This window comes from Paraburkholderia sp. J8-2 (assembly GCF_905220195.1).
Taxonomy (GTDB): Bacteria; Pseudomonadota; Gammaproteobacteria; order Burkholderiales; family Burkholderiaceae; genus Paraburkholderia.
Genome location: NZ_CAJMZA010000005.1, coordinates 135,690 through 160,956 on the forward strand (window position 1 = coordinate 135,690; position 25,267 = coordinate 160,956).

At 66.1% G+C, this 25,267-nt stretch carries 19 protein-coding genes; 11 read left to right on the forward strand and 8 right to left on the reverse strand.

What is annotated here, in order from left to right:
* Positions 1–87 precede the first annotated feature (87 nt).
* Positions 88–723 carry a cysteine hydrolase family protein gene (locus U5A52_RS13940; RefSeq protein ID WP_415773870.1) on the forward strand — a complete coding sequence of 212 codons (636 nt, stop codon included), beginning with the start codon at positions 88–90 and terminating at the stop codon, positions 721–723.
* A gap of 71 nt (positions 724–794) precedes the next feature.
* Here the strand turns inward: U5A52_RS13940 and U5A52_RS13945 are convergent, their stop codons facing one another.
* Positions 795–1,448: a TetR family transcriptional regulator gene (locus U5A52_RS13945; protein ID WP_321913759.1), complete on the reverse strand. Its 654-nt coding sequence runs from the start codon at positions 1,446–1,448 to the stop codon at positions 795–797.
* Positions 1,449–1,883: 435 nt separating this feature from the next.
* Between U5A52_RS13945 and U5A52_RS13950 the strand changes: the two genes are divergently transcribed.
* From U5A52_RS13950 to U5A52_RS13960, 3 genes are read left to right on the forward strand one after another with little or no spacing between them, the layout of a single operon-like run.
* Entirely contained in the window at positions 1,884–3,158 is a 1,275-nt protein-coding gene (locus tag U5A52_RS13950; RefSeq protein WP_321913760.1) for an efflux RND transporter periplasmic adaptor subunit, read from the forward strand.
* A 15-nt stretch (positions 3,159–3,173) separates the two neighbouring features.
* Positions 3,174–6,449 carry an efflux RND transporter permease subunit gene (locus U5A52_RS13955; protein WP_321913761.1) on the forward strand — a complete coding sequence of 1,092 codons (3,276 nt, stop codon included), beginning with the start codon at positions 3,174–3,176 and terminating at the stop codon, positions 6,447–6,449.
* Between the two features lies 1 nt (position 6,450).
* A complete protein-coding gene (locus U5A52_RS13960; RefSeq protein WP_321935055.1) occupies positions 6,451–7,992 on the forward strand; it encodes an efflux transporter outer membrane subunit in 1,542 nt (513 codons plus the stop codon).
* Positions 7,993–8,200: 208 nt separating this feature from the next.
* Here the strand turns inward: U5A52_RS13960 and U5A52_RS13965 are convergent, their stop codons facing one another.
* Positions 8,201–9,655 (reverse strand): nucleobase:cation symporter-2 family protein, encoded by a 1,455-nt coding sequence (locus U5A52_RS13965; protein ID WP_321913763.1) that lies wholly within the window; start codon positions 9,653–9,655, stop codon positions 8,201–8,203.
* Between the two features lie 609 nt (positions 9,656–10,264).
* On the opposite strand from U5A52_RS13965, the gene U5A52_RS13970 reads away from it, so the two are divergent.
* Positions 10,265–11,755 (forward strand): xylulokinase, encoded by a 1,491-nt coding sequence (locus U5A52_RS13970; RefSeq protein ID WP_321935056.1) that lies wholly within the window; start codon positions 10,265–10,267, stop codon positions 11,753–11,755.
* Positions 11,756–11,825: 70 nt separating this feature from the next.
* Here the strand turns inward: U5A52_RS13970 and U5A52_RS13975 are convergent, their stop codons facing one another.
* The 3 genes from U5A52_RS13975 to U5A52_RS13985 are packed head-to-tail and all read right to left on the reverse strand — an operon-like array spanning position 11,826 to position 14,559.
* Entirely contained in the window at positions 11,826–12,608 is a 783-nt protein-coding gene (locus U5A52_RS13975; protein ID WP_028205927.1) for a metal ABC transporter permease, read from the reverse strand.
* Positions 12,601–13,551, reverse strand: a complete 951-nt coding sequence (locus U5A52_RS13980) for an ABC transporter ATP-binding protein (protein ID WP_321935057.1) — start codon at positions 13,549–13,551, stop codon at positions 12,601–12,603. Before U5A52_RS13980 ends, U5A52_RS13975 begins: the two co-directional genes overlap by 8 nt.
* 24 nt (positions 13,552–13,575) lie before the next feature.
* Positions 13,576–14,559, reverse strand: a complete 984-nt coding sequence (locus tag U5A52_RS13985) for a metal ABC transporter solute-binding protein (protein WP_321935058.1) — start codon at positions 14,557–14,559, stop codon at positions 13,576–13,578.
* Positions 14,560–14,882: 323 nt separating this feature from the next.
* Here U5A52_RS13985 and U5A52_RS13990 point away from each other — a divergent pair, with 323 nt between their 5' ends.
* The 6 genes from U5A52_RS13990 to U5A52_RS14015 all read left to right on the forward strand — a co-directional run bounded on the left by U5A52_RS13990 (position 14,883) and on the right by U5A52_RS14015 (position 20,906).
* Positions 14,883–15,686: an L-iditol 2-dehydrogenase gene (locus U5A52_RS13990; protein ID WP_321935059.1), complete on the forward strand. Its 804-nt coding sequence runs from the start codon at positions 14,883–14,885 to the stop codon at positions 15,684–15,686.
* A gap of 97 nt (positions 15,687–15,783) precedes the next feature.
* Complete coding sequence (locus U5A52_RS13995; protein WP_321913768.1) at positions 15,784–17,118, forward strand: sugar ABC transporter substrate-binding protein; 1,335 nt, start codon at positions 15,784–15,786, stop codon at positions 17,116–17,118.
* Between the two features lie 144 nt (positions 17,119–17,262).
* Positions 17,263–18,207 (forward strand): carbohydrate ABC transporter permease, encoded by a 945-nt coding sequence (locus tag U5A52_RS14000; protein WP_415765296.1) that lies wholly within the window; start codon positions 17,263–17,265, stop codon positions 18,205–18,207.
* Positions 18,204–19,073, forward strand: coding sequence for a carbohydrate ABC transporter permease (locus tag U5A52_RS14005; RefSeq protein ID WP_415765294.1), 870 nt, complete (start codon positions 18,204–18,206; stop codon positions 19,071–19,073). Before U5A52_RS14000 ends, U5A52_RS14005 begins: the two co-directional genes overlap by 4 nt.
* Before the next feature lie 12 nt (positions 19,074–19,085).
* Positions 19,086–19,772 carry an HAD family phosphatase gene (locus tag U5A52_RS14010; RefSeq protein WP_321935060.1) on the forward strand — a complete coding sequence of 229 codons (687 nt, stop codon included), beginning with the start codon at positions 19,086–19,088 and terminating at the stop codon, positions 19,770–19,772.
* 24 nt (positions 19,773–19,796) lie between these two features.
* On the forward strand, positions 19,797–20,906 hold the full coding sequence (locus U5A52_RS14015) for a sn-glycerol-3-phosphate ABC transporter ATP-binding protein UgpC (RefSeq protein WP_321935061.1): 1,110 nt from the start codon (positions 19,797–19,799) through the stop codon (positions 20,904–20,906).
* A gap of 121 nt (positions 20,907–21,027) precedes the next feature.
* Here U5A52_RS14015 and U5A52_RS14020 read toward each other — a convergent pair whose 3' ends face one another.
* From U5A52_RS14020 to dalD, 3 genes are all read right to left on the reverse strand, one after another.
* A complete protein-coding gene (locus tag U5A52_RS14020; RefSeq protein WP_158758530.1) occupies positions 21,028–21,975 on the reverse strand; it encodes a sugar-binding transcriptional regulator in 948 nt (315 codons plus the stop codon).
* A 55-nt stretch (positions 21,976–22,030) separates the two neighbouring features.
* Positions 22,031–23,512, reverse strand: coding sequence for a xylulokinase (gene xylB, locus U5A52_RS14025; RefSeq protein ID WP_321935062.1), 1,482 nt, complete (start codon positions 23,510–23,512; stop codon positions 22,031–22,033).
* A 122-nt stretch (positions 23,513–23,634) separates the two neighbouring features.
* On the reverse strand, positions 23,635–25,041 hold the full coding sequence (gene dalD / locus U5A52_RS14030; protein WP_321935063.1) for a D-arabinitol 4-dehydrogenase: 1,407 nt from the start codon (positions 25,039–25,041) through the stop codon (positions 23,635–23,637).
* Positions 25,042–25,267 lie beyond the last annotated feature (226 nt).

Consider the following 25,267-nt stretch of genomic DNA (forward strand, 5'->3'; position numbering starts at 1 on the left):
CGCGTGAGCGGGCTCAGCGCCACAATCGCGCCATCGACTTTGCGTCTTCGGACCGGTCGGTTCCTTTCAATCTCAGGAGGCATGGCCATGTCCGCGAATCCGCGCCGGGCGCTCGTCGTCATCGACGTGCAGAACGAATATGTCAGCGGCGATCTGCCGATCGAATTTCCCCCCGTCGAGACGTCGCTCGCCAATATCGGCCGCGCGATGGACGCCGCGCGCGCGGCAGGCGTGCCCATCGTGGTGGTGCAGAATCTCGCTCCGGCAGACTCGCCGCTCTTCGCGCGCGGCAGCGTGGGCGCCGAGCTGCATCCGGTCGTGGCTTCGCGCGAGCACGATCACCACGTCGAAAAATCGCTGCCGAGCGCCTTCGCAGGCACCGATCTGAAAGTGTGGCTCGCTGAACGCGGCATCGACACGCTTACGGTGGCCGGCTACATGACGCACAACTGCGATGCCTCGACGGTGTTCGAGGCGACCCACGCGGGTCTCGCCGTGGAATTTCTCGCCGATGCGACGGGTTCGGTGCCGTATGCGAACGAGGCGGGAACGGTTAGCGCCGAGGACATCCACCGCGCGTTCAGCGTGGTGATGCACACGCGCTTCGCGGCGGTCGTGACCACGGATGCCTGGCTTGCCGCCGTCAAGGCAGGCGTGCCGCTCGCGCGCGACAACATCTACGCATCGAATCAGCGGGCCCGCGCGAATCGCGTGCCGGCCTGAGCGGGCAAGAAAAAGGCGGCCTCGTCAGCGCGCCGCCTTGATCGATCCGGGCGCTGCGCGCGCAGGGGGATTCAGGTGTTCGATTCGCTCGCGCCCGTGCGCAGCGACTGGCTGTAGCGCAGCGCGTCGAGCATCGCGTCGACGTGCAGTTCGGCGTTGCTCGCCACGTCGAACACGTCCGGCAGGATCGCCATGTCGCGCAGCGCGCCGCCAATGAACGAATGGAGCACGCGCGAGGCGCGCTTGGGGTCGAGGTCGGCGGGCAACTGGCCCTTCGATATTGCATTGCGCAACCCTTGCTCGATGCTCGCGAGACCCTCGCGCATGTCGGTCTGATGGCGCGCCATCACCGGCCCCATCTCCTCGACGAACTCGCACTTCAGGAACAGGATCTCGAACACGCGGCGGCGGCGCACGTCGGTTGCCGTGTTGCGCAGACACAAAATGCAAAGATCGCGCATGCGGCCGAGCGGGTCGGGCTCGCCGGGGTCCGTCGACGCCACCTTCAGTTCGTCGAGCGGCAGGACCACGCGGTCGAACATGGCCGTAAACAGGTCGCCCTTGTTCTCGAAATGCCAGTAGATCGCGCCGCGCGTCACGCCCGCGGTCTGGGCGATGTCGGCGAGCGATGTGCGCGACACGCCCTTCTCGTAAAAGACGTGTTCGGCGGCGTCGAGGATCCGGTTGCGCGTCTCCAGCGCTTCCTCTTTCGTTCGGCGGACCATGTTTTGAAGTCGGTGTGTTGCTGAGGGTTACGGGTGAACAAATGTATTTGGGGTGCGAACCGTAATGTATTGATTTGTAATATGGATCTGATGCGCGGATCGCACCTGCAGCGCCGTCCAACGGTTATGTAACGTCCTTTTACATTCATTCGCGAATGTATCTATAATAGCACCCCACCACCTGGGTGCCTCAAGTGGTGATGTCCGGTTAATATCCGTCACTGGCCAAGTGGTCGTAGAAACCCCAATGCGCGACGCCCCGTGGGTGGCGCGCAGCAGTATCGCCCGGACGGATGTGCAGACCGGAACGCGCCTTTCTAAAAGAAGTACCGGGTTTATCCGTCAGGTATTTGCCAGATGCTGGCGTGCGTGGTCGTCCTCCTCGTTGCAGGACGCCGCACGCTTTTATTGTCAGTTATAGACAGAGGTCGCTCCATGCGCGTCGAACGGGTTCCATTCCGCCTAATCAGTGTCGCGACGGCTGCCATCGTGCTCGCAGCCTGCGGGCAAAAGCAGTCGGCGCCGCCGCCGCAAACCCCCGAAGTGGGTGTCATTACCGTCCAGCCGACCGCCGTGCCGGTCGTCTCCGAGCTTCCCGGCCGCACCAGTGCCTTCCTCGTCGCGCAAGTGCGCGCACGGGTCGACGGCATCGTGCTGCGCCGCGAGTTCACCGAAGGCGCGATCGTGAAGGCCGGCCAGCGGCTCTACAAGATCGACCCCGCGCCGTATATCGCTGCGCTGAACACCGCCAAGGCCACGCTCGCGAAGGCCCAGGCCAACCTCGTCACGCAGAACGCGCTGGTTGCGCGCTACAAGGTGCTGGTGCAGGCCAACGCCGTGAGCAAGCAGGACTACGACAACGCCGTTTCCGCGCAGGGCCAGGCGGCAGCGGACGTCGCCTCCGGCAAGGCTGCCGTCGATACGGCGCAGATCAACCTGGGCTATACCGACGTCGTTTCGCCGGTCACGGGCCAGGTCGGCATCTCGCAGGTCACGCCGGGCGCCTACGTGCAGGCGAGCGCCGCGACGCTCATGTCGACGGTTCAGCAACTCGACCCGATGTACGTCGACGTTACGCAATCGAGTCTCGACGGCCTGAAGCTGCGCCGCGCGATTCAGGAAGGGCGCCTCGCGACCAATGGCCCGAACGCCGCGAAGGTGTCGCTCGTGCTCGAAGACGGCCGCGTGTACGCACAGAAGGGCAAGCTCCAGTTCAGCGACGTCACGGTCGACCAGACCACCGGCTCGGTGACGGTTCGCGCGCTGTTCCCGAACGCCGACCGCGTGCTGTTGCCGGGCATGTTCGTGCGGGCGCGCATCGAAGAAGGCATCAACAACAATGCGTTCCTCGTGCCGCAGGTTGGTGTGCAGCACGACCAGAAGGGCCAGGCGTCGGTGCTCGTCGTCGATCAGGACAACAAGGTCGTGCCGCATCCGATCGTTACGTCGGGCGCGCAGGGTCAGGACTGGGTCGTGGAGAGCGGCCTGCAGGCCGGTGACCGCGTGATCGTGCAAGGCACCGACAAGGTCAAGCCGGGTGCGCAGGTCAAGCCGGTCGCGGCGCAACTGCCGCCGCCGCCGCCGCCGGGCGCGCCTTCGGCCGACATGGCAACTGCCTCGGGCAATGCGAACGCTGCCAGCGCCGCGTCCGGGCCCGCAGCGGGTGCAAGCGGTGCCTCGGCTGCGCCTGCCGCCTCCGCAGCGCAATAACCGGGAGCCTGCTTCATGGCAAAGTTCTTTATTGATCGCCCAATTTTTGCATGGGTGATCGCCATCATCCTGATGCTGGCGGGCGTGGCCTCGGTGTTCACGCTGCCGGTCGCGCAGTATCCGACCATCGCGCCGCCTTCCATCCAGATCAGTGCGAACTATCCGGGTGCGTCGGCCAAGACGGTGGAAAACACGGTCACGCAGGTGATCGAGCAGCAGATGAGCGGTCTCGACCACCTGCTGTACATCTCGTCGACTTCCGATGACTCGGGCACGGCCACCATCACGCTGACCTTCGCCGCGGGCACCAATCCGGACATCGCGCAGGTGCAGGTGCAGAACAAGCTGCAGCTCGCCACGCCGATTCTGCCGCAGGTGGTGCAGCAGCTCGGTATCAGCGTGACGAAGTCGAGCAGCAGCTTCCTGCTCGTGCTCGCGTTCGTGTCCGAAGACGGCAGCATGACCAAGTACGACCTCGCGAACTACGTGGCGTCGAACGTGAAGGACCCGATCAGCCGTATCGACGGCGTGGGTACGGTCACGCTGTTCGGCTCGCAGTACGCGATGCGCGTATGGCTCGATCCACACAAGCTAACGAACTTCCAGCTCACGCCAAGCGACGTCACAGCCGCGATTACGGCGCAGAACGTGCAGATCGCGGGCGGTCAGCTGGGCGGCACGCCGGCGGTGGCGGGGCAGTCGTTCCAGGCGACCATCACCGAATCGACGCTGCTGCAAACGCCTGAGCAGTTCGGCAACATCCTGCTGAAGGTGAATCAGGATGGTTCGCAGGTGCGCCTGAAGGACGTGGCGCGTATTGGTCTCGGCGGCGAAAACTACAACTTCGACACGAAGTACAACGGTTCGCCGACGGCCGGTCTGGGTATTCAGCTCGCGACGGGCGCCAACGCGCTGCAGACCGCGAAGCTCGTGCGCCAGAAGATCGACGACCTCTCGAAGTACTTCCCGCACGGTCTCGTCGTGAAGTACCCGTACGACACGACGCCGTTCGTGCGCCTGTCGATCGAGGAAGTGATCAAGACGCTGCTGGAAGGCATCGTGCTGGTGTTCCTCGTGATGTACCTGTTCCTGCAGAACCTGCGCGCGACGCTCATTCCGACGATCGCGGTGCCGGTGGTGCTGCTGGGTACGTTCGCGATCATGGCGGCGGTGGGCTTCTCCATCAACACGCTGTCGATGTTCGGTCTCGTGCTCGCCATCGGCCTGCTGGTGGACGACGCGATCGTGGTCGTGGAGAACGTCGAGCGGGTGATGGTGGAAGAGGGCCTGGGGCCGAAGGAAGCCACCCGCAAGGCCATGGGCCAGATCACCGGCGCACTGGTGGGCGTGGCGCTCGTGCTCTCCGCGGTGTTCGTGCCGGTGGCGTTCTCGGGCGGCTCGGTCGGCGCCATCTACCGGCAGTTCTCGCTCACGATCGTGGCGGCCATGGTGCTGTCCGTGCTCGTCGCGCTGATTCTGACGCCGGCGCTGTGCGCGACCATCCTCAAGCCGATCCCGAAGGGCCATCACGAAGAGAAGAAGGGCTTCTTCGGCTGGTTCAACCGCACGTTCGAGACGAGCCGCGACAAGTATCACTCGGGCGTTCACCACGTGATCAAGCGCTCGGGCCGCTGGCTCATCATCTATCTCGCGGTGATCGTCGCGGTTGGCATGCTGTTCGTGCGCCTGCCGAAGTCGTTCCTGCCCGATGAAGACCAGGGCACGATGTTCGTGATCGTGCAGACGCCGGTGGGCTCGACCCAGGAAACGACGGCGCGCACGCTCGCCAACATCCAGAACTGGCTGCTCAAGGACGAAGGCAGCATCGTCGAGTCGGTGTTCACGGTGAACGGCTTCAGCTTCGCGGGCCGTGGCCAGAACTCGGGTCTCGTGTTCGTGCGCTTGAAGGACTACAAGCAGCGTCAGCACGCGGACCAGAAGGTCCAGGCGCTGGTGCGGCGCATGTTCATGCACTACGCGGGCTACAAGGACGCGACGGTGTTCCCGGTGAATCCGCCTTCGATTCCTGAACTCGGCACCGCGTCGGGCTTCGACTTCGAACTGCAGGATCGCGCGGGTCTCGGTCACGAGAAGCTGATGGAAGCGCGCAACATGCTGCTCGGCATGGCGGCGAAGGATCCGACGCTCGCACTCGTGCGCCCGAACGGCCTGAACGACACACCGCAGTTCACGATCGACATCGACCGTGAAAAGGCCGAGGCGCTTGGTGTGACGGCGGCTGCAGTCGACCAGACCTTCTCGATCGCGTGGGCGTCGTCCTACGTGAACAACTTCCTCGATACGGACGGCCGTATCAAGAAGGTGTACGTGATGGCCGATGCACCGTTCCGCATGACGCCGGAAGATTTGAACAACTGGTACGTGCGCAACAGTGCGGGCGGGATGGCGCCGCTGGGCTCGGTCGCGAGCGGCCGCTGGACCTTCGGTTCGCCGAAGCTCGAGCGCTACAACGGTATCTCGGCCGTGGAAATCCAGGGTCAGGCGGGGCAGGGCAAGTCGACCGGCCAGGCCATGACGGCCATGGAGCAGATCGCGGCGAAGCTGCCCGCGGGTATCGGCTACGAATGGACGGGTCTGTCGTATCAGGAACGCCAGTCGGGTTCGCAGGCGCCGATTCTGTACGGCATCTCGATCCTCGTCGTGTTCCTGTGTCTCGCGGCGCTGTATGAAAGCTGGTCGATTCCGTTCGCGGTCATCATGGTGGTGCCGCTCGGCGTGCTCGGCGCGCTGCTGGCGGTGACCTTGCGCGGCCTCGAGAACGACGTGTTCTTCCAGGTGGGTCTGTTGACCACTGTGGGTCTTTCGGCGAAGAACGCGATTCTGATCGTGGAGTTCGCGCGAGACCTGCAGGCCGAAGGGAAGATGGGACCGGTCGAGGCAGCGCTCGAAGCTTCGCGACTGCGTCTGCGGCCGATTCTGATGACGTCGTTGGCGTTCATTCTCGGCGTGCTGCCGCTCGCGATCAGTAACGGCGCGGGTTCGGCTTCGCAGCACGCGATTGGCACGGGCGTGATCGGCGGCATGCTCACGGCCACGTTCCTCGCGATCTTCATGATCCCGATGTTCTTCGTCGTGATTCGTGCGAAGTTCGCGGGCGAGAAGGAAGACGCGGACGTCGCGCTCCAGCACTACGAAGAGCACCACGCGCACGACCATGACAACGACAACGGCGGCAACGCCGGCGGTCAGGGCGGCACGGGCGGCAGCGCAGGTGGCGCAGGTGGCACTGGCGGCAGCAACGGTGACGGCCCGGGCAAGGAAGGACATTGAGATGCATAAACTATCCGTAATTGCAGCGGGCGCCGCAGCGTTGGCCGCTGCGCTCCTGGCAGGTTGCACGATGGAGCCGCACTACAACCGGCCCGAAGCGCCGGTGTCGCAAAGCTTCCCGCAGGGCGGCGTCTACGCGACGCAGCCGGTCGCCGCGGGCGCGAACGGTCAGGCCGCCCCGAGCGCGAAGGGCGCTGCGGCAACCGACATCGGCTGGCGCGAGTTCTTCGTCGATCCGCGACTGCAGCAGCTCGTCGCGATCGCGCTGAAGAACAACCGCGACCTGCGCGTCTCGGTGCTCAACGTCGAGGCGTCGCGCGCGCAGTATCAGATCGCGCGCGCCGAACTGTTCCCCGCGATCAACGGTACGGCGACGGACACGCGTACGCGTGTGCCGCGTGATCTGCAGACCACGGCGAACAACCCGTACAGCGTCTACAACGTGGGTGTGCAGGCGTCGTGGGAAATCGACTTCTGGGGGCGCATCCGCAGCCTGAAGGACCAGGCGTTGGCGCAGTACCTCTCGACGGCGTATGCGCGCAAGGCAGCCGAGATCACGCTGGTTTCGGAAGTCGCGGACCAGTACCTGACCATGCTCTCCGACGACGACCTGCTGAAGGTCACGCAGGAAACGCTCAAGACGGCGCAGGACTCGTACAACATCGCGAAGGCGCAGTTCGATACGGGCACGGGCACCGAGCTGGATTTGCGTCAGGCGCAAACGGTGGTCGAGAACGCGCAGGCCAACATGCAGGCGCAACTGCGGGCTCGTGCCCAGGCCGAGAACGCGCTCGTGCTGCTGATTGGCGAGCCGCTGCCGGCGGATCTGCCGCAAGGCCTGCCGCTCGACGGCCAGGCCCTGCTCAACGACATTCCGGCAGGACTGCCGTCGGACCTGCTCACGCGGCGTCCGGACATCATGCAGGCCGAGGAAACGCTGCTCGCGGCAAACGCCAACATTGGCGCGGCGCGTGCGGCGTTCTTCCCGAAGATCTCGCTCACGGCGGCATTCGGCACCGAAAGCCTGTCGCTCGGCGGGCTCTTCAAGGCGGGCACGGCGGCGTGGAGTTTCGTGCCGCAGGTCACGCTGCCGATCTTCGAAGGCGGCTCGAACATCGCGAATCTGCAACTCGCGAATGTCGAGAAGCGCATCGAGATCGCCAGCTACGAGAAGTCGATCCAGTCGGCGTTCCGCGAAGTGGCCGACGGTCTGGCTGCGCGCGGCACGTACGACGAGCAGATCGCGGCGCTCGAGCGCAGCACCTTCGCGAACCAGCGCTCGCTCGATCTTTCGGAACTGCGCTACAGGAACGGCGTGGACAGCTATCTGCCGGTGCTCGCCGCGCAGACGAGCCTCTACACCGCGCAGCAGTCGCTCGTCACGGCGCGCCTCGCGCGGCTGACCAACCTCGTCGATCTGTATCGCGCGTTGGGTGGCGGCTGGATCGAGCACGCGGGCGAGACGCCGCGTGAGCCCGATGCGCCGGTCGACTACGGCGCGGCCAGCGCGCCGGTGGCGGCTTCGGCTGCGACGGCGGGGTAAGCGGCATCACCGCTTACGCAGCAGGAAGCAAGAACGCCACGGGAGACCGTGGCGTTTTTTTTTTGCGCTTCAGAAAGAAAAAAAGGCGCCACGGTTTCCCATGGCGCCGAACCAGCAAAAGACCCCTCCCGCATGTGTGTGTAGGTGAACACCTGCGAGCGGGGTACCTCTCGCGTCAACTCAATACGTTCAATTCGATTCGATCAGCTCAATGCGCGGCCGAGCGCGGCATTTCGTGGCCCGCGTCCGGAGCTTGTTCAGCGTCGGGATGGCGTTCGAGATCGTGGCCGGCGCGGCGGATGGCGCGCTCGGCGGCCTTCTCGCTCTTTGCGCCATTGAAGATCAGGTTCAGCACGACCGCCGAAACCGAGGCGAGCAGGATGCCGCTATGGAGCAGCGGCGAAAACGCGGGCGGCAGCTTGGAGAAAAAGTGCGGCGACACCACCGGCACGAGACCGAAGCCCACGCTCACGGCGACGATGAAGAGGTTGTGCTGGTTCTTCACGAAGTCCACCCGCGAGAGCACCTTGATGCCGTTCGCCGCCACCATGCCGAACATCACGATGCCCGCGCCGCCCAGCACGAAGGCGGGCACCGAGGCGACCATCTGCGCCATCTTCGGAAAGAGGCCGAGCAGCACGAGAATCACGCCGCCCATCGCGCACACATAGCGGCTCTTCACGCCCGTCACGCCGATGAGGCCGACGTTCTGCGAGAACGACGTGTGCGGGAACGAGTTGAAAATGCCGCCGATCATCGTGCCGAGGCCGTCCACGCGCAGACCGCGCACGAGCGTGGCCTGATCGACGGGGCGCTCGACCATGTCGCCCACGGCGAGGAACATGCCCGTCGATTCGATGAAGGTCACGAACATCACGATCACCATCGTCGCGATCGGCAGGATGTGGAACTTCGGCATGCCGAAGTGGAACGGCATGACGATGCCGACCCACGGCGCGCTCGCCATGCCTTCCAGATTCACGCGGCCAAGCGCAAGCGCGATGGCAAAGCCCGCGACAATGCCGAGCAGCACCGAGATATTGGCGACGAAGCCGCGCCCGAACTTGTTGATGAGCAGGATCAGCATCAGCACGAGCAGCGAGAGGCCGAGGTAGATGGGGTTGCCGTAATCGGGATTGCCCACGCCGCCGGCGGCCCAGTTGATGCCCACTTCCATGAGCGAGAGGCCGATCACCGCGATCACGGTGCCCACCACCACGGGCGGGAAGAAGCGCAGCAGCTTGCCGATCATCGGTGCGATCACGATGCCGATCGCACCCGCCGCGATGGTCGAGCCGAAGATGTCGAGCAGACCGAGCGACGGATTGGTGCCGATGGCGATCATCGGGCCGACCGAGGCGAACGTGCAGCCCATGATCACGGGCAGGCGAATGCCGAAGATCCACAGGCCGAGCGTCTGGATCAGCGTGGCGATACCGCAGGCGAACAGGTCGGCGCTGATGAGGAAGGCGACCTGATCCTTCGGCAACCCGATCGCGCCGCCGACGATGAGCGGCACGGCGACCGCGCCTGCGTACATCACGAGCACGTGCTGGATGCCGAGTGTCAGCAACTGGCTGAACGGCAGGCGCTCGTCGCAGGGGTGCACCTGCTTCTGGCCAGATCGCTTGGCGGCCTGGTCCTCAATGCCCTTGGCTTGCATGTCGTCTGTCTCCGTCTCTTCGTTTAGGGATATGGCCTCCAAGGTATGCGGTAAGAAAATATGCAACAAGACCGCTGGGGACTATTCCGTGCTTTCCGGGCACGATATGCACCCGTCGAGATGGACAGGCGACATAAGGGTGGGATCAGCGTGCGCGGGGCGTGTGAGGCGGTTTCGTGACGGCTTCACCGGGCCACGTTTTGGACCGCGCGCGTGACGGCGCAAGGCGGGAACGCCCCTGTTTGCGGCGGTTGAGCGCTCTCGCACGATGGGAGACGCGGCGCGGGCGTGGCGGCACGGGGGACCTAACTAACGTGTACGGCGGCATCGAGCGCAGACCGGCCATGCCGCGCGGGTCATGTCACATATGGCCGCGCCGTTATGATCTCTATTCCGAATGCCGGATGTGAGCCATTTTGCATCGCGCGCGCACCCACCGGGTTAACCCGCGAATGGGCGTTTTTCGCTTTAAAATCGGCGATGTTGCGCGCGGGTTCGAGGCGCGTTTGAAAGCCCTCCTTAACGCACGTTTCGCACCGTGCATCTCGCCGCGCATCGCGCCGGTATGATGGCCTTTCCTTCCCCGCACAAGCTCGCGCACCGTTTCCCATGAGCCCATCGCAAACGCGTTTTCTCGGCATCGACCTCGGCACCGGTTCACTCAAGCTAGGCATCATCGATGGCGACGGCGTCGAGCGCGCCGCCGCGAGCGTGGCCTACGCGCTCGACACGCCGCGGCCCGGCTGGGCCGAGATCGCCGTGGATCGCTGGTGGGACGCGCTCGTTACAGCCTGCGCGCGCCTGCCCGAAAGCGAGCGCGCGGTGGTGCGAGCCATCGGGTTTTCCGGGCAAATGCACGGCGTCGTACTCACCGATGAAGCGGGCCGCGCGCTGCGCCCCGCAATGCTCTGGCCCGACACGCGCGCGCATGCGCTGCTCGATGCATGGCCTGACGAAGCCGAGCATCCGCAGCCCAACCCCGTTGCGCCCGGCATGGCGGGGCCGCTGCTGCGCTGGGTTCTGCAGCACGAGCCGCAAGTCGCACAAGCCGCACGCTGGGCGCTGCAGCCGAAAGACTGGCTGCGCGTGGCGCTCGGTGGCGCGCTCAACGCCGATCCCTCGGACGCATGCGCGACGGCGCTCGCCGCACCCGACGGTGCGTGGGATTTCGCGCTGATCGAGCGGCTGGGATTGCCGGCGCGGTGGTTCGCACCGTTGGCCGCATCGCATGAAGCGAGCGGCGCGCTGAGCGCGGCCGCCGCGCATGCGCTCGGACTGCCCGCGGGCGTCGTGCTCGCGACGGGCGCGGGCGACACGCCGTGCGCCGCGTTCGGCAGCGGTCTGGCCGACGAAGGCGACGCGCTCCTCACCACGGGCACCGGCGGCCAGATCGTCGTGACCGCGCGCAGCGAGCCGCCCGCGCGGCGCGGGCTGCATCGCTACCGCTCGGCCACGGGCGGCTGGTACACCATGGCCGCGATGCAGAACGTGGGCGTGGCGCTCGAAGCGGCGCGCGGCTGGCTGGCCTACGACTGGGCTTCGGCCTACGCGGACGCGTTCGCCGTGCTGCCTTCGGAGACGCTGGCATTCCTGCCTTATTTGAGCGGGGAGCGCTCACCGTGGCTCGACCCCACGGCGCGCGGCGGCTGGCTCGGCGCTGCCCTTGGCGACTCGCGCGGCACGCTCATGCGCGCGGCGTTCGAGGGTGTGGCATTCGCATTGCGCGCGGGGCTAGACGCCGTGCGCAGCACCCACGACGTTGCGAGCCCGGTTGCCAACGAAGGCACGCGAGACTCGCGCAGTGTGCCGGCGCTCAAACTCGCGGGCGGCGGCTCCGTGGACGCGCGCTGGCGGCAGTTGCTCGCCGACACGCTCGACGCGGACCTCTACGCGATCGACTGCCCGAACGCCGCGGCGCGCGGCGCGGCGATGCTGGGCGGGCTCGCCTGCGGGCACTGGCGCATGAGCGACCTCGCGGCGCTTGCCCCGGCCGCGACGCAGGTGGCGTCGCCGCGCGAGGACGCCGCGCTCGCGCAGCGTTATGCGCGCTTCATCGATCTGTATGGCCGCGTGCGAACCTGGTTTCCACCGGCATCGTGATGAGGCGTAAATGCAAAAAAGGCGTTGCACCCGCGAGGGGCAACGCCTTTCTCATTACGCGCGTAACGTCCTAGCGACGCCCGATCAGACTCGCGCCGTAGACGAGCGCGGCGAGCGCGGTGATCCAGAAGCTGGTGGGCCAGTCGGTATAAAACGCGAGCGTGACGCCGAGCCACGCTTGCACGAGCGCGAGCAGCGCGGCCAGAACGAGTCCGGTGGAAAGGCGCGTGGTGAGATTCTGCGCGGCGGCGGCCGGACCGACCATCAGCGTAAAGACGAGCAGCACGCCGACGATCTGCGTGCACGCGGCCACCGCGAGCGCGGCGATGGCGAGGAACAGCATCGAAACCGCGCGCAGCGACACGCCCTTTGCTTCGGCGAGTTCGGGCTGCAGCGAGGCGAACAGCAGTGGCCGCATGATGGCGGCCAGTGCCGCCAGGCTCGCCACGGCGAGGGCGGCAAGCACGCCGAGCGTTTCGCGGTTCACGCCCAGCACGTTGCCGAACAGGAGCGCCGTGACCTGCGTGGCATACGACGTGAAGAAGTGCAGAAACAGCAGGCCGAAACCGAGTGCGAGCGAAAGAATCACGCCGATCGCCACGTCGCGGCCCGCGAGCTTTTCGCCGAGCGCCCCCATCGAAACGCCCGCGGCGAGCGTGAAGCCCACCATGCCCCACATCGGCGAAACGCCCAGCAGTACGGCGCCCGTGGCACCCGTGAAGCCCACGTGCGAAAGCGCGTGGCCCGCGAAGGTCTGGCCGCGCATCACGAGGAAATAGCCCACCACGCCCGCGAGCACCGCAACGATGCCCGACGCCGCGAAGGCGTTCACCATGAAATCGTATTCAAGCATCGTGCGTGTGGCCGTGTGTGTTGTCGTTGTTGTCGCCGTGACCATGGCCGTGCGCGTGGCCGTGACCGCCGTGGTCATGGCCATGGTCGTGCTCATGTTCGTGGTCGTGCTTTTCGACTTCCACGTCGCCCGACATCACGAAGATGCGGCCCTTCATGCGCATCACTTCGATAGGCGAGCCGTAGAGGCGCGAGAGCACGGGCGCGGTGATGACTTCGTCCACGCTGCCGAGCGCGGCCACGCCGTTGCCGAGATAGAGCACGCGATCGAGCGCGTTGAGCAGCGGATTGAGTTCGTGCGCGGAGAACAGCACCGCAATGCCAAGCTCGCGCTGCACGCGGCGCACGAGTTCGACCACGCCGCGCTGATGATTCGGGTCGAGGCTGATGAGCGGCTCGTCGAGCAGCAGCAGCTTCGGGTCGCCGAGCAGGCATTGCGCGAGCAGCAGGCGCTGGCGCTCGCCGCCCGAGAGCTCCGAAAGCGGGCGATCCGCAAGCGCACTCGCACCCACGAGATCGAGCACGCGCGCGACGTCGGCGCGCGTGGCGGCGTCGGCGCGCGGCAGGCCCCAGCGGTGGCCGTCGGCGGCCATCGCCACGAAGTCGCGGCCGCGCACGCGGCGGCTTGCGAGCGCCGTGCGCGTTTGCGGCATGTAGCCGATCTTCGCGTTGCCGCGCGCGACCGGCTCGCCCAGCACGCGAATCGCGCCGTGCGAGGCCGGCACGAGGCCGAGGATGGCGCGCATGAGCGTGGTCTTGCCCGCGCCGTTCGGCCCGAGCACGCCGATGAATTCGCCCTGGTTCACTGCAAAGTTCGCATCGCGCAGGATCGTGCGCTCGCCGAGCGAGAGCGTCACGCCCGCGAGCGTGAGCACAGGCGTGGGCGCGCGATGCGCATGGTGTTGTGAAGCGATATCGGTGGGCGAAGGGCCGGCCCCGGTCATGACATCTGTCCTTGCTGAATACGGTTAGTGTTGCCCTGCTGTTCCCGCTGCAAGCGCCTTGTCGAGCGAGTCGAGCTGCACGAGCATCCATTGCTGGAAGCTCACGCCGGCCGGCTGTGTCTCGGTCACGCTCACGGACGGCACGTTGGACTGCTTCGCCAGCGCCAGCATGCGCCGCGTGAGGGCCTCGGTCGCCTGGCTGTTGTAGATCAGCACACGCACGCGGCGCTCGCGCAGGTCGCGCTCGAATGCCGCGATGTCCGACGCGCTTGCCTCGGTGTCGTTCATCGTCGCGAGCTGGAAGCGCAGGTTGCGCATGTCGAGGCCGACCGCATCCGACATATAGCCGAACACCGGCTCCGTGGCCGTGACGGGCTGCCCCTGGTAGCGCGCGCGCAGCGCCGCGACCTTGGCGTCGACCGGTTGCAGCGAGGCGAGGAACGTTGCCAGGTTGGCATCGTACACGCTCTTGTGCGCGGGGTCCGCGGCGCCGAGCGCGGCGCTCACGGCGCGCGCCACGGCAGGCATGGTCTTCGGGTCATACCAGAGGTGCGGATTGTCGCCCGCTTTCTTGCCGACGAGGTCCGCCGCAATGATCGTCGTGCGGCTGTTTGTGCTTTTCCCGCCGCCCGTGGCGCCGAGCAGCTTGGTCATCCACGGGTCGTAGTCGGCGCCGTTATAGACGACCACGCGCGCGTTCTGGAGCGCGCGGGCGGTCTTCGGGCTCGCTTCGAAGAGATGCGGGTCCTGGTCGGGGTTGCTCAGGATGCTCGTCACGTCCACGTAATTGCCGCCGATCTGCTTGACGACGTCGCCGTAGAAGTTTTCCGCTGCAACGACGGGAAGGGCGGCACTGGCCGCCTGCGCCGCCATGGCTGCAGTCGCGCCGCCGAACGCCGTCCCCAGCGCGAGAGCGAGCCTGGCCGCGAAACGCGCGAGCGCGAAGCCCCGGCGCGCGCCGGCCGTAGCCACGCGGGGCGGGCAGTTCGCGTGGGTGAACGTGATCATGGTTCTATCCTTGTTGATAAGGGAGCCTGAAAGCGGACGCGTCGGTGTCGCGAAGGCGAGATGATATAACGTATCACTTCGATTGGCGAGTCAGCTCGCCATCCGGTCAGGGGGCCGGATCCGCGGGCCGCAGCCAGCCAAGGCTTGCGCGCCGCACCATCGAAATCTCGTCCAATCGCGTTGGTTCGCCTTGACAGTCTCCGACTCGTATCCGATCATTCGATCAACGACAGAGCAAATGCTCACATGTCGGGCGATCGCTCAGATGCTCCCCGGAGCACCAGCCGGGCGCGCCCCACACGGACGAAAATTGGAGACAACCTGTGGCACACACCGCGACGCGAGCGGCAGGACGTTTGCAGGACAAGGTAGCCGTGCTGACCGGCGCGGCGAGCGGTATTGGCGAGGCGGTCGCGCAGCGCTATCTGGACGAAGGCGCGCGCTGCGTGCTCGTCGACGTGAAGCCGGCCGATGCCGTCGCGCCAACGCTCGCCACCGCGTACCCCGAACGTGTGCTCGCGATCTCCGCAGACGTGACCCACCGCGAGGACATCGAGCGCATCGTGCTCAGTGCGGTCGAGCGCTTTGGCCGCATCGACGTGCTCTTCAATAACGCGGCGCTCTTCGACATGCGCCCGCTCCTCGACGAATCCTGGGACGTGTATGACCGCCTCTTCGCGGTGAACGTGAAGGGCATGTTCTTCCTCATGCAGGCCGTGGCGCGCCATATGGTCGAGCAGGGGCAGGGCGGCAAGATCATCAACATGTCTTCGCAGGCGGGCCGCCGCGGCGAGGCACTCGTTTCGCACTACTGCGCAACCAAGGCCGCCGTGCTGAGCTACACGCAGTCGGCGGCGCTCGCGCTGGCGCCGCATCGCATCAACGTGAACGGCATCGCACCGGGCGTGGTCGACACGCCGATGTGGGAGCAGGTCGACGCGCTCTTTGCGCGTTACGAGCATCGCCCGCTCGGCGAGAAGAAGCGACTGGTGGGTGAGGCCGTGCCGCTCGGGCGCATGGGCCTGCCCGAGGATCTCACAGGAGCCGCGCTCTTTCTCGCTTCCGCCGACGCCGATTACATCACCGCGCAGACCCTGAACGTCGACGGCGGCAACTGGATGAGCTGATATTTCCCGCAACTCTCGCCCGCAACCCTTGCACAACGCATCACGACAGCAGCACGGCTGCAGCAAGACATAACGCAACGAACAAGGAGACAACGTCATGAAGCCAGCAATGAAGACCGCCGCGAAGTGCATAAGTCGCGCGGTGAGTGCGGGTGCACTCGTCGCCGCAGCCAGCGCCGCCCACGCGCAAACCGTTACGATCGCCATGTTGAACAATCCGGACATGATCGAGCTGAAGAAGCTCTCGCCGGCCTTCGAAAAGGCCAATCCGGGCATCAAGCTGAACTGGGTGATCCTCGAAGAAAACGTGCTGCGCCAGCGCGCGACCACCGACATCACGACCAACAGCGGCCAGTTCGACGTGATGATGATCGGCACGTACGAGGCGCCGCAATGGGGCAAGCGCGGCTGGATCGTGCCGATGACGAACCTGCCCGCGAGCTACGATCTCGACGACGTGGTGAAGACCGCGCGCGACGGTCTCTCGTACAACGGCACGCTCTATGCGCTGCCGTTTTACGTCGAAAGCTCGATGACGTATTACCGCAAGGACCTGTTCGACAAGAAGGGCCTCAAGATGCCCGAGCAGCCGACCTATGACCAGATCCGCGACTTCGCCGACAAGCTGACCGACAAATCGGCCGGCCAGTACGGCATCTGCCTGCGCGGCAAGGCCGGCTGGGGCGAGAACATGGCGTACGTGACGACGGTCGCGAACACCTTCGGCGGCCGCTGGTTCGACGAGAAGTGGCAAGCGCAGCTCACGTCGCCCGAGTGGAAGAAAGCGGTGAACTTCTATGTCGATATGCTGAAGAAGGATGGCCCTCCGGGAGCGAGTTCGAACGGCTTCAACGAAAACCTCACGCTGATGTCATCGGGCAAGTGCGCGATGTGGATCGACGCCACGGTGGCCGCGGGCATTCTCTACAACAAGCAGCAGTCGCAGGTGGCCGACAAGATCGGCTTCGCGGCCGCGCCGACCGAAGTCACGCCCAATGGCGCGCACTGGCTGTGGTCGTGGGCGCTCGCCGTGCCGAAGTCGTCGAAGTCGCAGGACGCCGCGAAGAAGTTCATCGAATGGGCGACCTCGAAAGAGTATGTCCAGATGGTCGCGCAGGACGAGGGCTGGGCTTCGGTGCCGTCGGGTACGCGGATTTCGACGTATCAGAATCCCGAGTACAAGAAGGCCGCGCCGTTCTCCGACTTCGTGCTGAAGGCGATCCAGACCGCCGATCCGACCCATCCGACCGCTAAGCCGGTGCCGTACACGGGTATCCAGTTCGTTGGGATTCCTGAGTTTCAGTCGTTCGGTACGGTCGTGGGCCAAAGCGTTGCGGGCGCCGTGGCAGGGCAGATGAGCGTCGATCAGGCGCTCACGGCGGGTAACGCCGCTGCCAACCGCGCCGTGGCGCAAGCCGGGTATCAGAAGTAAAGGCGAAAAATGAGGCTGCGATGTTCGAGCAGCCAGCGTAGTCACGCGAGCGCGCGCCGGGCCGCCCGGCGCGGCGCGCGCCCTCGCGAAGCCGATGCAGCGCCTGCACCCTGAGCAGGCGCGCAACCGAGAAGGGTGGTCCTCATGCGTCATCTCCATCTCCCCATGCCTATATTCAATCGAGCGCGCACGCCACAGAAACCGCAGCAGGTCGAATCGCGCCGCACGGCGTCGCGCTGGCTCGTGTCGCCGTCCGTCGCGGTGCTGCTGCTGTGGATGACGATCCCGCTCGCGATGACGATCTGGTATTCGTTCACGCGATACAACCTGCTGAATCCGGACCTCAAGGGTTTCGCGGGCTTTGACAACTACCGGTTCCTCGCTACCGACCCCTCGTTCGTGCCGTCGATCGTGCACACCATCGAGCTGATCGTGGCGGTGCTCGTGATCACCGTGGTCGGCGGCGTGCTGATGGCAGTGCTGTTCGACCGCAAGTTCGTGGGCCAGGGCGTGGCGCGCCTCTTCGCCATCGCGCCGTTCTTCGTAATGCCCACGGTGAGCGCGCTGATCTGGAAGAACATGATCCTGCATCCGGTGTATGGCCTCGTGGCCATCGCGATGCGCTCGATGGGCATGACGCCGATCGACTGGTTCGCCGTGTATCCGCTCACCGCGGTCATCATGATCGTGGCCTGGCAATGGCTGCCGTTCGCGTTCCTCATTCTCTTCACGGCGATCCAGTCGCTCGACCAGGAGCAGAAGGAAGCCGCGAAGATCGACGGCGCGGGGCCCATCGCCTTGTTCTTCTACATCACGCTGCCGCACCTGCGGCGCGCGATTGCCGTTGTCGTGATGATGGAATCCATCTTCCTGCTCTCGATCTTCGCCGAGATCTACACGACCACGGGCGGCGGTCCCGGCAACGCGACCACGAACCTCACCTACCTGATCTACTCGTTGGGCCTGCAGCAGTTCGACGTGGGTATCGCTTCGGCTGGCGGCATTCTCGCTGTCGTGCTGGCGAACATCGTGTCGTTCTTCCTCGTGCGCATGCTCGCGCGCAACCTCAAAGGGGAGTACGAAAAATGAGCCAGATTACTGCTACGCCTGCTCGATCGCCCGACGCGGTCAACCATTCGTCGCCGCTGCAGTTCCTTGGTCGCGTGGTCCCGGGGCTGCTCGCCTGGCTGATCGCGATTGCGCTGTTCTTCCCGATCTTCTGGATGACGATCACGGCATTCAAGACCGAGCAGCAGGCCTATATTCCGACGATCTTCTTCCTGCCGACGCTCGACAGCTTCCGCGAGGTGTTCGCGCGCAGCAACTACTTCGCGTTCGCCTGGAATTCGGTGCTGATCTCGGCGGGCGTGACGGTCGTCTGCCTGATCTTTGCCGTGCCCGCGGCCTACGCGATGGCGTTCTTCCCGAACCAGCGCACGCAGAAGATCCTGTTGTGGATGCTCTCCACGAAGATGATGCCTTCGGTGGGCGTGCTCGTGCCGATCTATCTGCTGTGGAAGAACACGGGGCTGCTCGACACGGTGAGCGGGCTCATCATCGTCTATACGCTCATCAACCTGCCTATCGCGGTGTGGATGGCGTACACGTACTTCAACGAGATTCCACGCGACATTCTCGAAGCGGGGCGTATGGACGGCGCGGCCACCTGGCAGGAGATCGTCTATCTGCTCATGCCGATGGCGGTGCCGGGCCTCGCCTCCACCGCACTGCTGCTGATCATTCTTTCGTGGAACGAAGCATTCTGGAGCATCAACCTCTCCAGCTCGAACGCCGCGCCGCTTACCGTGTTCATCGCTTCGTATTCGAGTCCTGAGGGGCTCTTCTGGGCGAAGCTTTCCGCGGCGTCGCTGCTGGCGGTCGCGCCGGTGCTGATCGTCGGCTGGCTTTCGCAGAAGCAGCTGGTACGCGGCCTTACGTTCGGTGCAGTCAAGTAAATGGACCACGCGATGCCCATTCAAGCCCTCATCTGCGACTGCGACGGCGTGCTGATCGACAGCGAAGCCGTGGCGGCCAGCGTGCTGGTGCGCGAACTCGAAGCGCGCTGGCCCGGTGTGGACGCGGCGCCGGTCTTGATGCCGCTGCTTGGCCAGCGCATCGAGCGCGTGCTGGGCGGCGCGGGCGAGGCACTCGGGCGCAGCCTGAGCGCAGCGGACGTCGATGCGATCCGCGCGGTCGCAGAAGCCCAAGCGCGTGAGGCGCCGCTTTTCCCGGGCGTCGTCGCCGCGCTGGAAGCCGTGACGCTCACCAAGGCCTGCGCGAGCAACAGCTACACGGCGGTGGTGCGCGAAGTGCTGGCGCGCAACGGACTCGAACGCTTCTTTGGCGCGCGCGTGTACTGCGCGGATATCGTCGCCAAACCGAAGCCCGCGCCCGATGTCTACCTCGCGGCGGCGCAGGGCATGGACGTCGCGCCCGCCGCGTGCCTTGTGGTCGAGGACAGCGTGACGGGTGTGAGCTCGGCGCGCGCGGCCGGCATGACCGTGCTCGGCTTCGTGGGCGGCACGCACGTGGGCGGCGACGCGCACGCGCACGAGTTGCGCGAAGCGGGTGCAATCGAAATTTTCGACGACATGACGACGCTGCCTGCGCGGGTGGCGCAATGGATGAACAGGGCGCATACGCGTTCGAACTGAATCAGGCAGAAACGGAGACATATCATGGCAAGCGTGATCCTCAGAGACGTACTGAAGCGCTACGACGACAACGAAGTCCTGCGCGACGTGAACCTCGACATCGGCGACGGTGAGTTCGTCGTGTTCGTTGGCCCGAGCGGCTGCGGCAAGACCACGCTCATGCGCATGATCGCGGGGCTTGAGGACATCAGCGGCGGCGACCTGATGATCGACGGCACGCGCATGAACGACGTGCCTCCGGCCAAGCGCGGCATTGCAATGGTGTTCCAGTCGTACGCGCTCTATCCGCACATGACGCTCTACGACAACATGGCGTTTGGCCTGAAGCTCGCGGGCGCGAAGAAGCCCGAGATCGACGCGGCCGTGAAGAACGCCGCGAAGATCCTGCACATCGACCATCTGCTCGACCGCAAGCCCAAGCAGCTTTCGGGCGGCCAGCGCCAGCGCGTGGCGATCGGGCGCGCGATCACGCGCAAGCCCAAGGTGTTCCTGTTCGACGAGCCGCTCTCGAACCTCGATGCCGCGCTGCGCGTGAAGATGCGCCTCGAATTCGCGCGTCTGCACGATGAACTGAAGACCACGATGATCTACGTGACGCACGATCAGGTCGAAGCGATGACGCTCGCCGACAAGATCGTCGTGCTCTCCGCGGGCAACGTCGAACAGGTCGGCAGTCCGAACCGTCTGTATCACGCGCCGGCGAACCGCTTCGTGGCGGGTTTCATCGGCTCGCCGAAGATGAACTTCCTCGACGGCACGGTGCAGAGAGTCGAGAGCGACGGCATTGTCGTGCGCTACGAGACGGGCGATACGCAGAAGGTGGCCGTGGAGCCCGGCACGGCGCGCGAAGGCGACAAGGTGACGGTGGGCATCCGTCCCGAGCATCTGCACATCATGACGGGCGGAGAAGGCGTGAGCGCGAAGGCGATGACGGTCGAATCGCTTGGCGACGCGGCCTATCTCTACGCCGAATGCCCGGTTGCGCCCGACGGCCTGATCGCGCGCATTCCGCCGCTGGAGCGGCACGAGCGCGGCGAGGCATTCAAGGTCGGCTCGACGCCCGATCATTGCCATCTCTTCAATGCGGACGGTCTCGCGTTCGAGCGTCGTTTCGCGCAGCAACTGGCTGCGTGATTTCACTGGCTTGCTGGACGCACCGCCTCGAAGCGTGAGGCGGTGTTTGTGTGGCGAGGTACCTGAGGTTGCCTTTGTTAGCCCGCTTCGCGCGGGCTTCTTTTTTTGTTCGGTGCAGGGTTTAGCGTTCGATCGCCGCGCGCGCGCACAGCTCGTCGGTGACGAGCCCGGAGAGCCAGCCGCCGTTGAGCGCCGCGATCACGGCTTCGCGCTTGCGCGCGCCGCCTGCAAAACCGATGGTCGGGCGGCGCGGCGGCGAATCGAGGTACACGCTCGTCACGCGGCGGCCCGTGGGGGAATCGACACGCTTGCCGGCTGCGTCGATCGGCAGGCCGAGCATTTCGGCCACAGCGCCCTGGCCCATCAATTCGCGCACTTCGTCAGAGGTGATGAAGCCGTCCTCATGCAGCGGGCAATGCTCGCCGATGTTGCCAATGCCGACGAATGCGACATCGGCCTCGCCCGAAAGCGATTCGACGATGCGATAGAGCCGGTGATTGCACCACTGCGCGCGCTCGGCCTCGTTATCGGCGATGAGCGGTGCGGGCAGCAAAAAGTGCTTGCCACCCGTTTTCTCGGAGATATGCAGCGCGACGTCGTAGCGGTTCGACGAGCCGTCCTGGGCGATCGCGCCCACCATCGAAACGAGCCGATGCTGCGGCCGCTCCAGTTGCGCGATCTGATCGACGGCCGCCTTGAGGGTACGTCCGCTGCTCACCGCCACCACCATCGGCCGTTCTTCGGTGAGGTAGCGCTCCATCACTTGCGCGCCCGCTACCGCGAGCTTGCGGTCGATTTCCTCGGGTGTGTCGTTGTCCACGGGCACCACTTCGCAGACCGAAAGGCCGTAGCGCTTCGAAAGCGCGTCGGCGAGGGCGAGGCAATCGGCGAGACGGTGATCGACGCGCACGCGAATAAGGTTCTTCTCGACCGCGAACGCGACAAGGCGCTGCGCGACGGGGCGCGACACCTGCAGCTTCTCGGCGATTTCGTTCTGGGTGTTGCCGGCCACGTAGTAGAGCCAGGCGGCGCGGGTCGCGAGATCGAGTTTTTCGGTGGACTTGGGCACGGTAGTGGTCGGAGCGGGATCGGGGGCCGAAGCTTACTGCACGAATTTGCGCAACTTACGCGAGGCGTTCGCGCGAGGGCTCGAAAAGCGGGCGCACGTGGCGGTACAGCGCGCGGTAGGCGGTCAGCCGCTCGCGCAGCGCCGCGTGGCGCGAGGCGTTCGGCGTGTACTCGGCCACCACGGGCGGCTTCGTCAGCACCTCGCGCGTGTCGCCGCCCGCCGCGAGCCAGCCAAGGCGCGCCGCGCCGAGCGCCGCGCCCGTTTCGCCGCCGCCGTGCTGGCGCGTGGGGGTGTTGAATGCGTCCGCAACCAGTTGCGCCCAGTAGCCGCTGCGCGCGCCGCCGCCCAGCATCGACAGCGCGCCCACTTCGGTGCCGGCGGCCGCGAGGGCGTCGAGGCCGTCGGTGAGCGCGAGCGTCACGCCTTCGAGCACGGCGTAGCCGAGCAGCGCGCGGTCGGTCGCGTGCGTCATGCCGAAGAACACGCCCTGCGCGTACGGGTCGTTGTGCGGCGTGCGCTCGCCCGAGAGATAGGGCAGGAAAAGTGGGGCTTCGGCGAGCGTTTGCACGCCCAGCTGTTCGACTTCGGCGAGCAGAGTGGGCTCGTTCGTGCCGGTGAGCTTGCAGACCCAGCGCAGGCAGCTCGCCGCCGAAAGCACGACGCTCATCTGGTGCCAGCGGTCCGGAATCGCGTGGCAGAACGCATGCACGGCGGAAGCGGGGTTGGGCCGGAAGCGGTCGCCCACCACGCAGAGCACGCCCGAGGTGCCGAGCGAGACGAAGCCGTCGCCGGGCTGTGTCGCGCCGATGCCGATGGCGCTCGTCGCGTTGTCGCCGCCGCCCGCGGCGACGACCACGTCCTCGCGCAGGCCGAATTCGCGCGCGAGCGCGGGCAGCAGCGTGCCGGAGGGCGCGCTGCCTTCGGCGAGCGCGGGCATTTGCGCGCGCGTCATGTTGCAGGCGTCGAGCAGCGCGTCGGACCAGTCGCGTTTGGCCACGTCGAGCCAGAGCGTGCCGGCGGCGTCCGATGGATCGGAGACCTTGCCACCCGTGAGTTGCAGGCGCAGATAGTCCTTTGGCAGCAGCACGCAGGCCGTTGCGCGAAAGATCTGCGGCTCATGGCGCGCGACCCACAGCAGTTTGGGCGCCGTGAAGCCCGGCATGGCGAGATTGCCCGCAATGCGATGCAGTTGCGGCGCGCGGGCGGTGAGCTCGGCGCATTCGTCCACCGCGCGCATGTCGTTCCAGAGGATCGCGGGGCGCAAGACGTTGTCGTGCGCGTCGAGCAGCACGGCGCCGTGCATCTGTCCGGAAAGGCCGATGCCGCGCACCTGCGCGAATTCATGCGGATGCGCCTCGCGCAGCGCGGCGAGCGCGCGGCGCGTGCCGTCCCACCAGTCGGCGGGATTCTGCTCGGACCAGCGCGGGTGCGGGCGCGAGACGACGAAGGGCGTGCCGGCAGTGCCGATCACGCGGCCGTCGGGCGCGAGCAGCAGGACTTTCACTTCGGAGGTGCCGAGGTCGATGCCGAGATACATAGGCGCGCGGAAGTCGTAATGAGAGTTGCGCTACTTTAGCCGCGCGCCGTGCGCGACGCCATGCGCGCCGACCCGGAGGGCGCGCGCGGCGCGGGTGTGACGGATCAAGCCGCGGTGTGGCTTCACACGCTGCAGCCGCGCGAGGCGAGCCACGCGTCGACGCGCGTGAGCGCGCCGCGCACGGCGACGCCCAGCGTCGGGTTGCCGGCGAGGCCGCCCCAGAGCAGCTTGTCGCCGAGAAACGTCGAGACAGGCTCGCCGCTGTCGAACATGCGGTGCACGGCCGCCGCATCCATCACGCCGTCCTGGTAGCTGTAGGGCAGCGTGCCCTTGTGCCAGCGCGCGAGAAATCGCAGGAAGAGCGCGGGCAGCATGGCCGTGGCGGCAGGCGTCGCGCCGCTGGCGATGCGTTGCGCGAGCGTGGGCGCGATGAAGCCGGGGATCTTCGAGTAGCCGTCGGCGGCCACGCGCTGGTTCGTGTCCTGGATATACGGGTTGCTGAAGCGTTCGAGCACGACGTCGCGATACTTCGCGAGATCGAGCGGGCTGGGCGTGAGGCAGGGAATCACGTCCTCGCTCACATACTCGCGCGCAAAGGTGCGGATGTCGGCGTCGTGGGTGCCTTCGTGGATGAAGTCGAGCCCAACGAGCGTGCCCGCCCACGCGATGCAGCTGTGCGTGGCGTTGAGGATGCGGATCTTCGCTTCCTCATAGGGCATCACCGATTCGACCATCTCCGCGCCTGCGCGCTCCCAGGCGGGCCGCCCGGCGCAGAAGTGATCCTCGATCACCCATTGAATGAACGCCTCGCCCATCACGGGACAGGCGTCGTCCACGCCAGTCGCCGCCTTCACGCGCTCGCGCACGTCGGGCGTGGGGCGCGGCGTAATGCGGTCGACCATGGAGTCGGGGCAGGCCGTGTTCGCGTCGAACCAGGCGCGCAGATCCGTTGCGCCGCGCAGCGCGAGGAACTCGCGCATGCCCGCGTGAAAGCGCTTGCCGTTGCTGCGCAGGTTGTCGCAGGTCTGCAGTGTGACGGGGCCGCCCTCGCGTGCCATGCGCGCTTCGAGGATCGCGGCGAGGGCACCGTAAATGGTCGTGCGGCCGCCATTGAGGTCGGCAGCGAGGTCCGGGTTCGCGGTGTCGAGCCGGTCATGTTCGTCGAGGTAATAGCCGCCTTCGGTCACCGTGAACGCGATGATCTTGCAGTTCGGGTCGGCGCCCGCGTCGATCAGGCTCGCGAGATCGGCAAACCATGGCAGCACGCGCGTGATCGAGCGGATCGTTTCGTAGGCGCGCTCGCCCTGCGGCGTGACCGTTTCGAGCGTGTAGGCGCCGTTCTGCGCGGCCAGCGCGTCCATCACGGCGTTCATGTCGGAGCGGATGTTGCCGACGGTGAGCGACCAGGCGGCCTCGTCGGGCTTGCGCGTGAGGTTCACGCGATGCAGGTACCACGCCTGATGCGCCCGGTGAAACGACCCGGCGCCGATGTGCAGGATCACGTTCGCATTGCTGCGTTCGGTGTTCATTCGGTGTCTCCTTACTCAAAGCGGCCTGACGGCTCGAGCCTGAGCAATTGCTCTAGTGATGAACGAATGATCGTATCCGGTCGATCGAAAGTCAAGCGGGCGAGGGCGGTTTTCGGTGGCGCGCTGCGGCGGCGGAGGACGCGCGCGCGGTCGTCGAACGCGCGTCGAGTGAACGTGGGTGGGGATGTTGTGGCGCACAAGGCGCCCGGGAATCGATGGCGGGAAA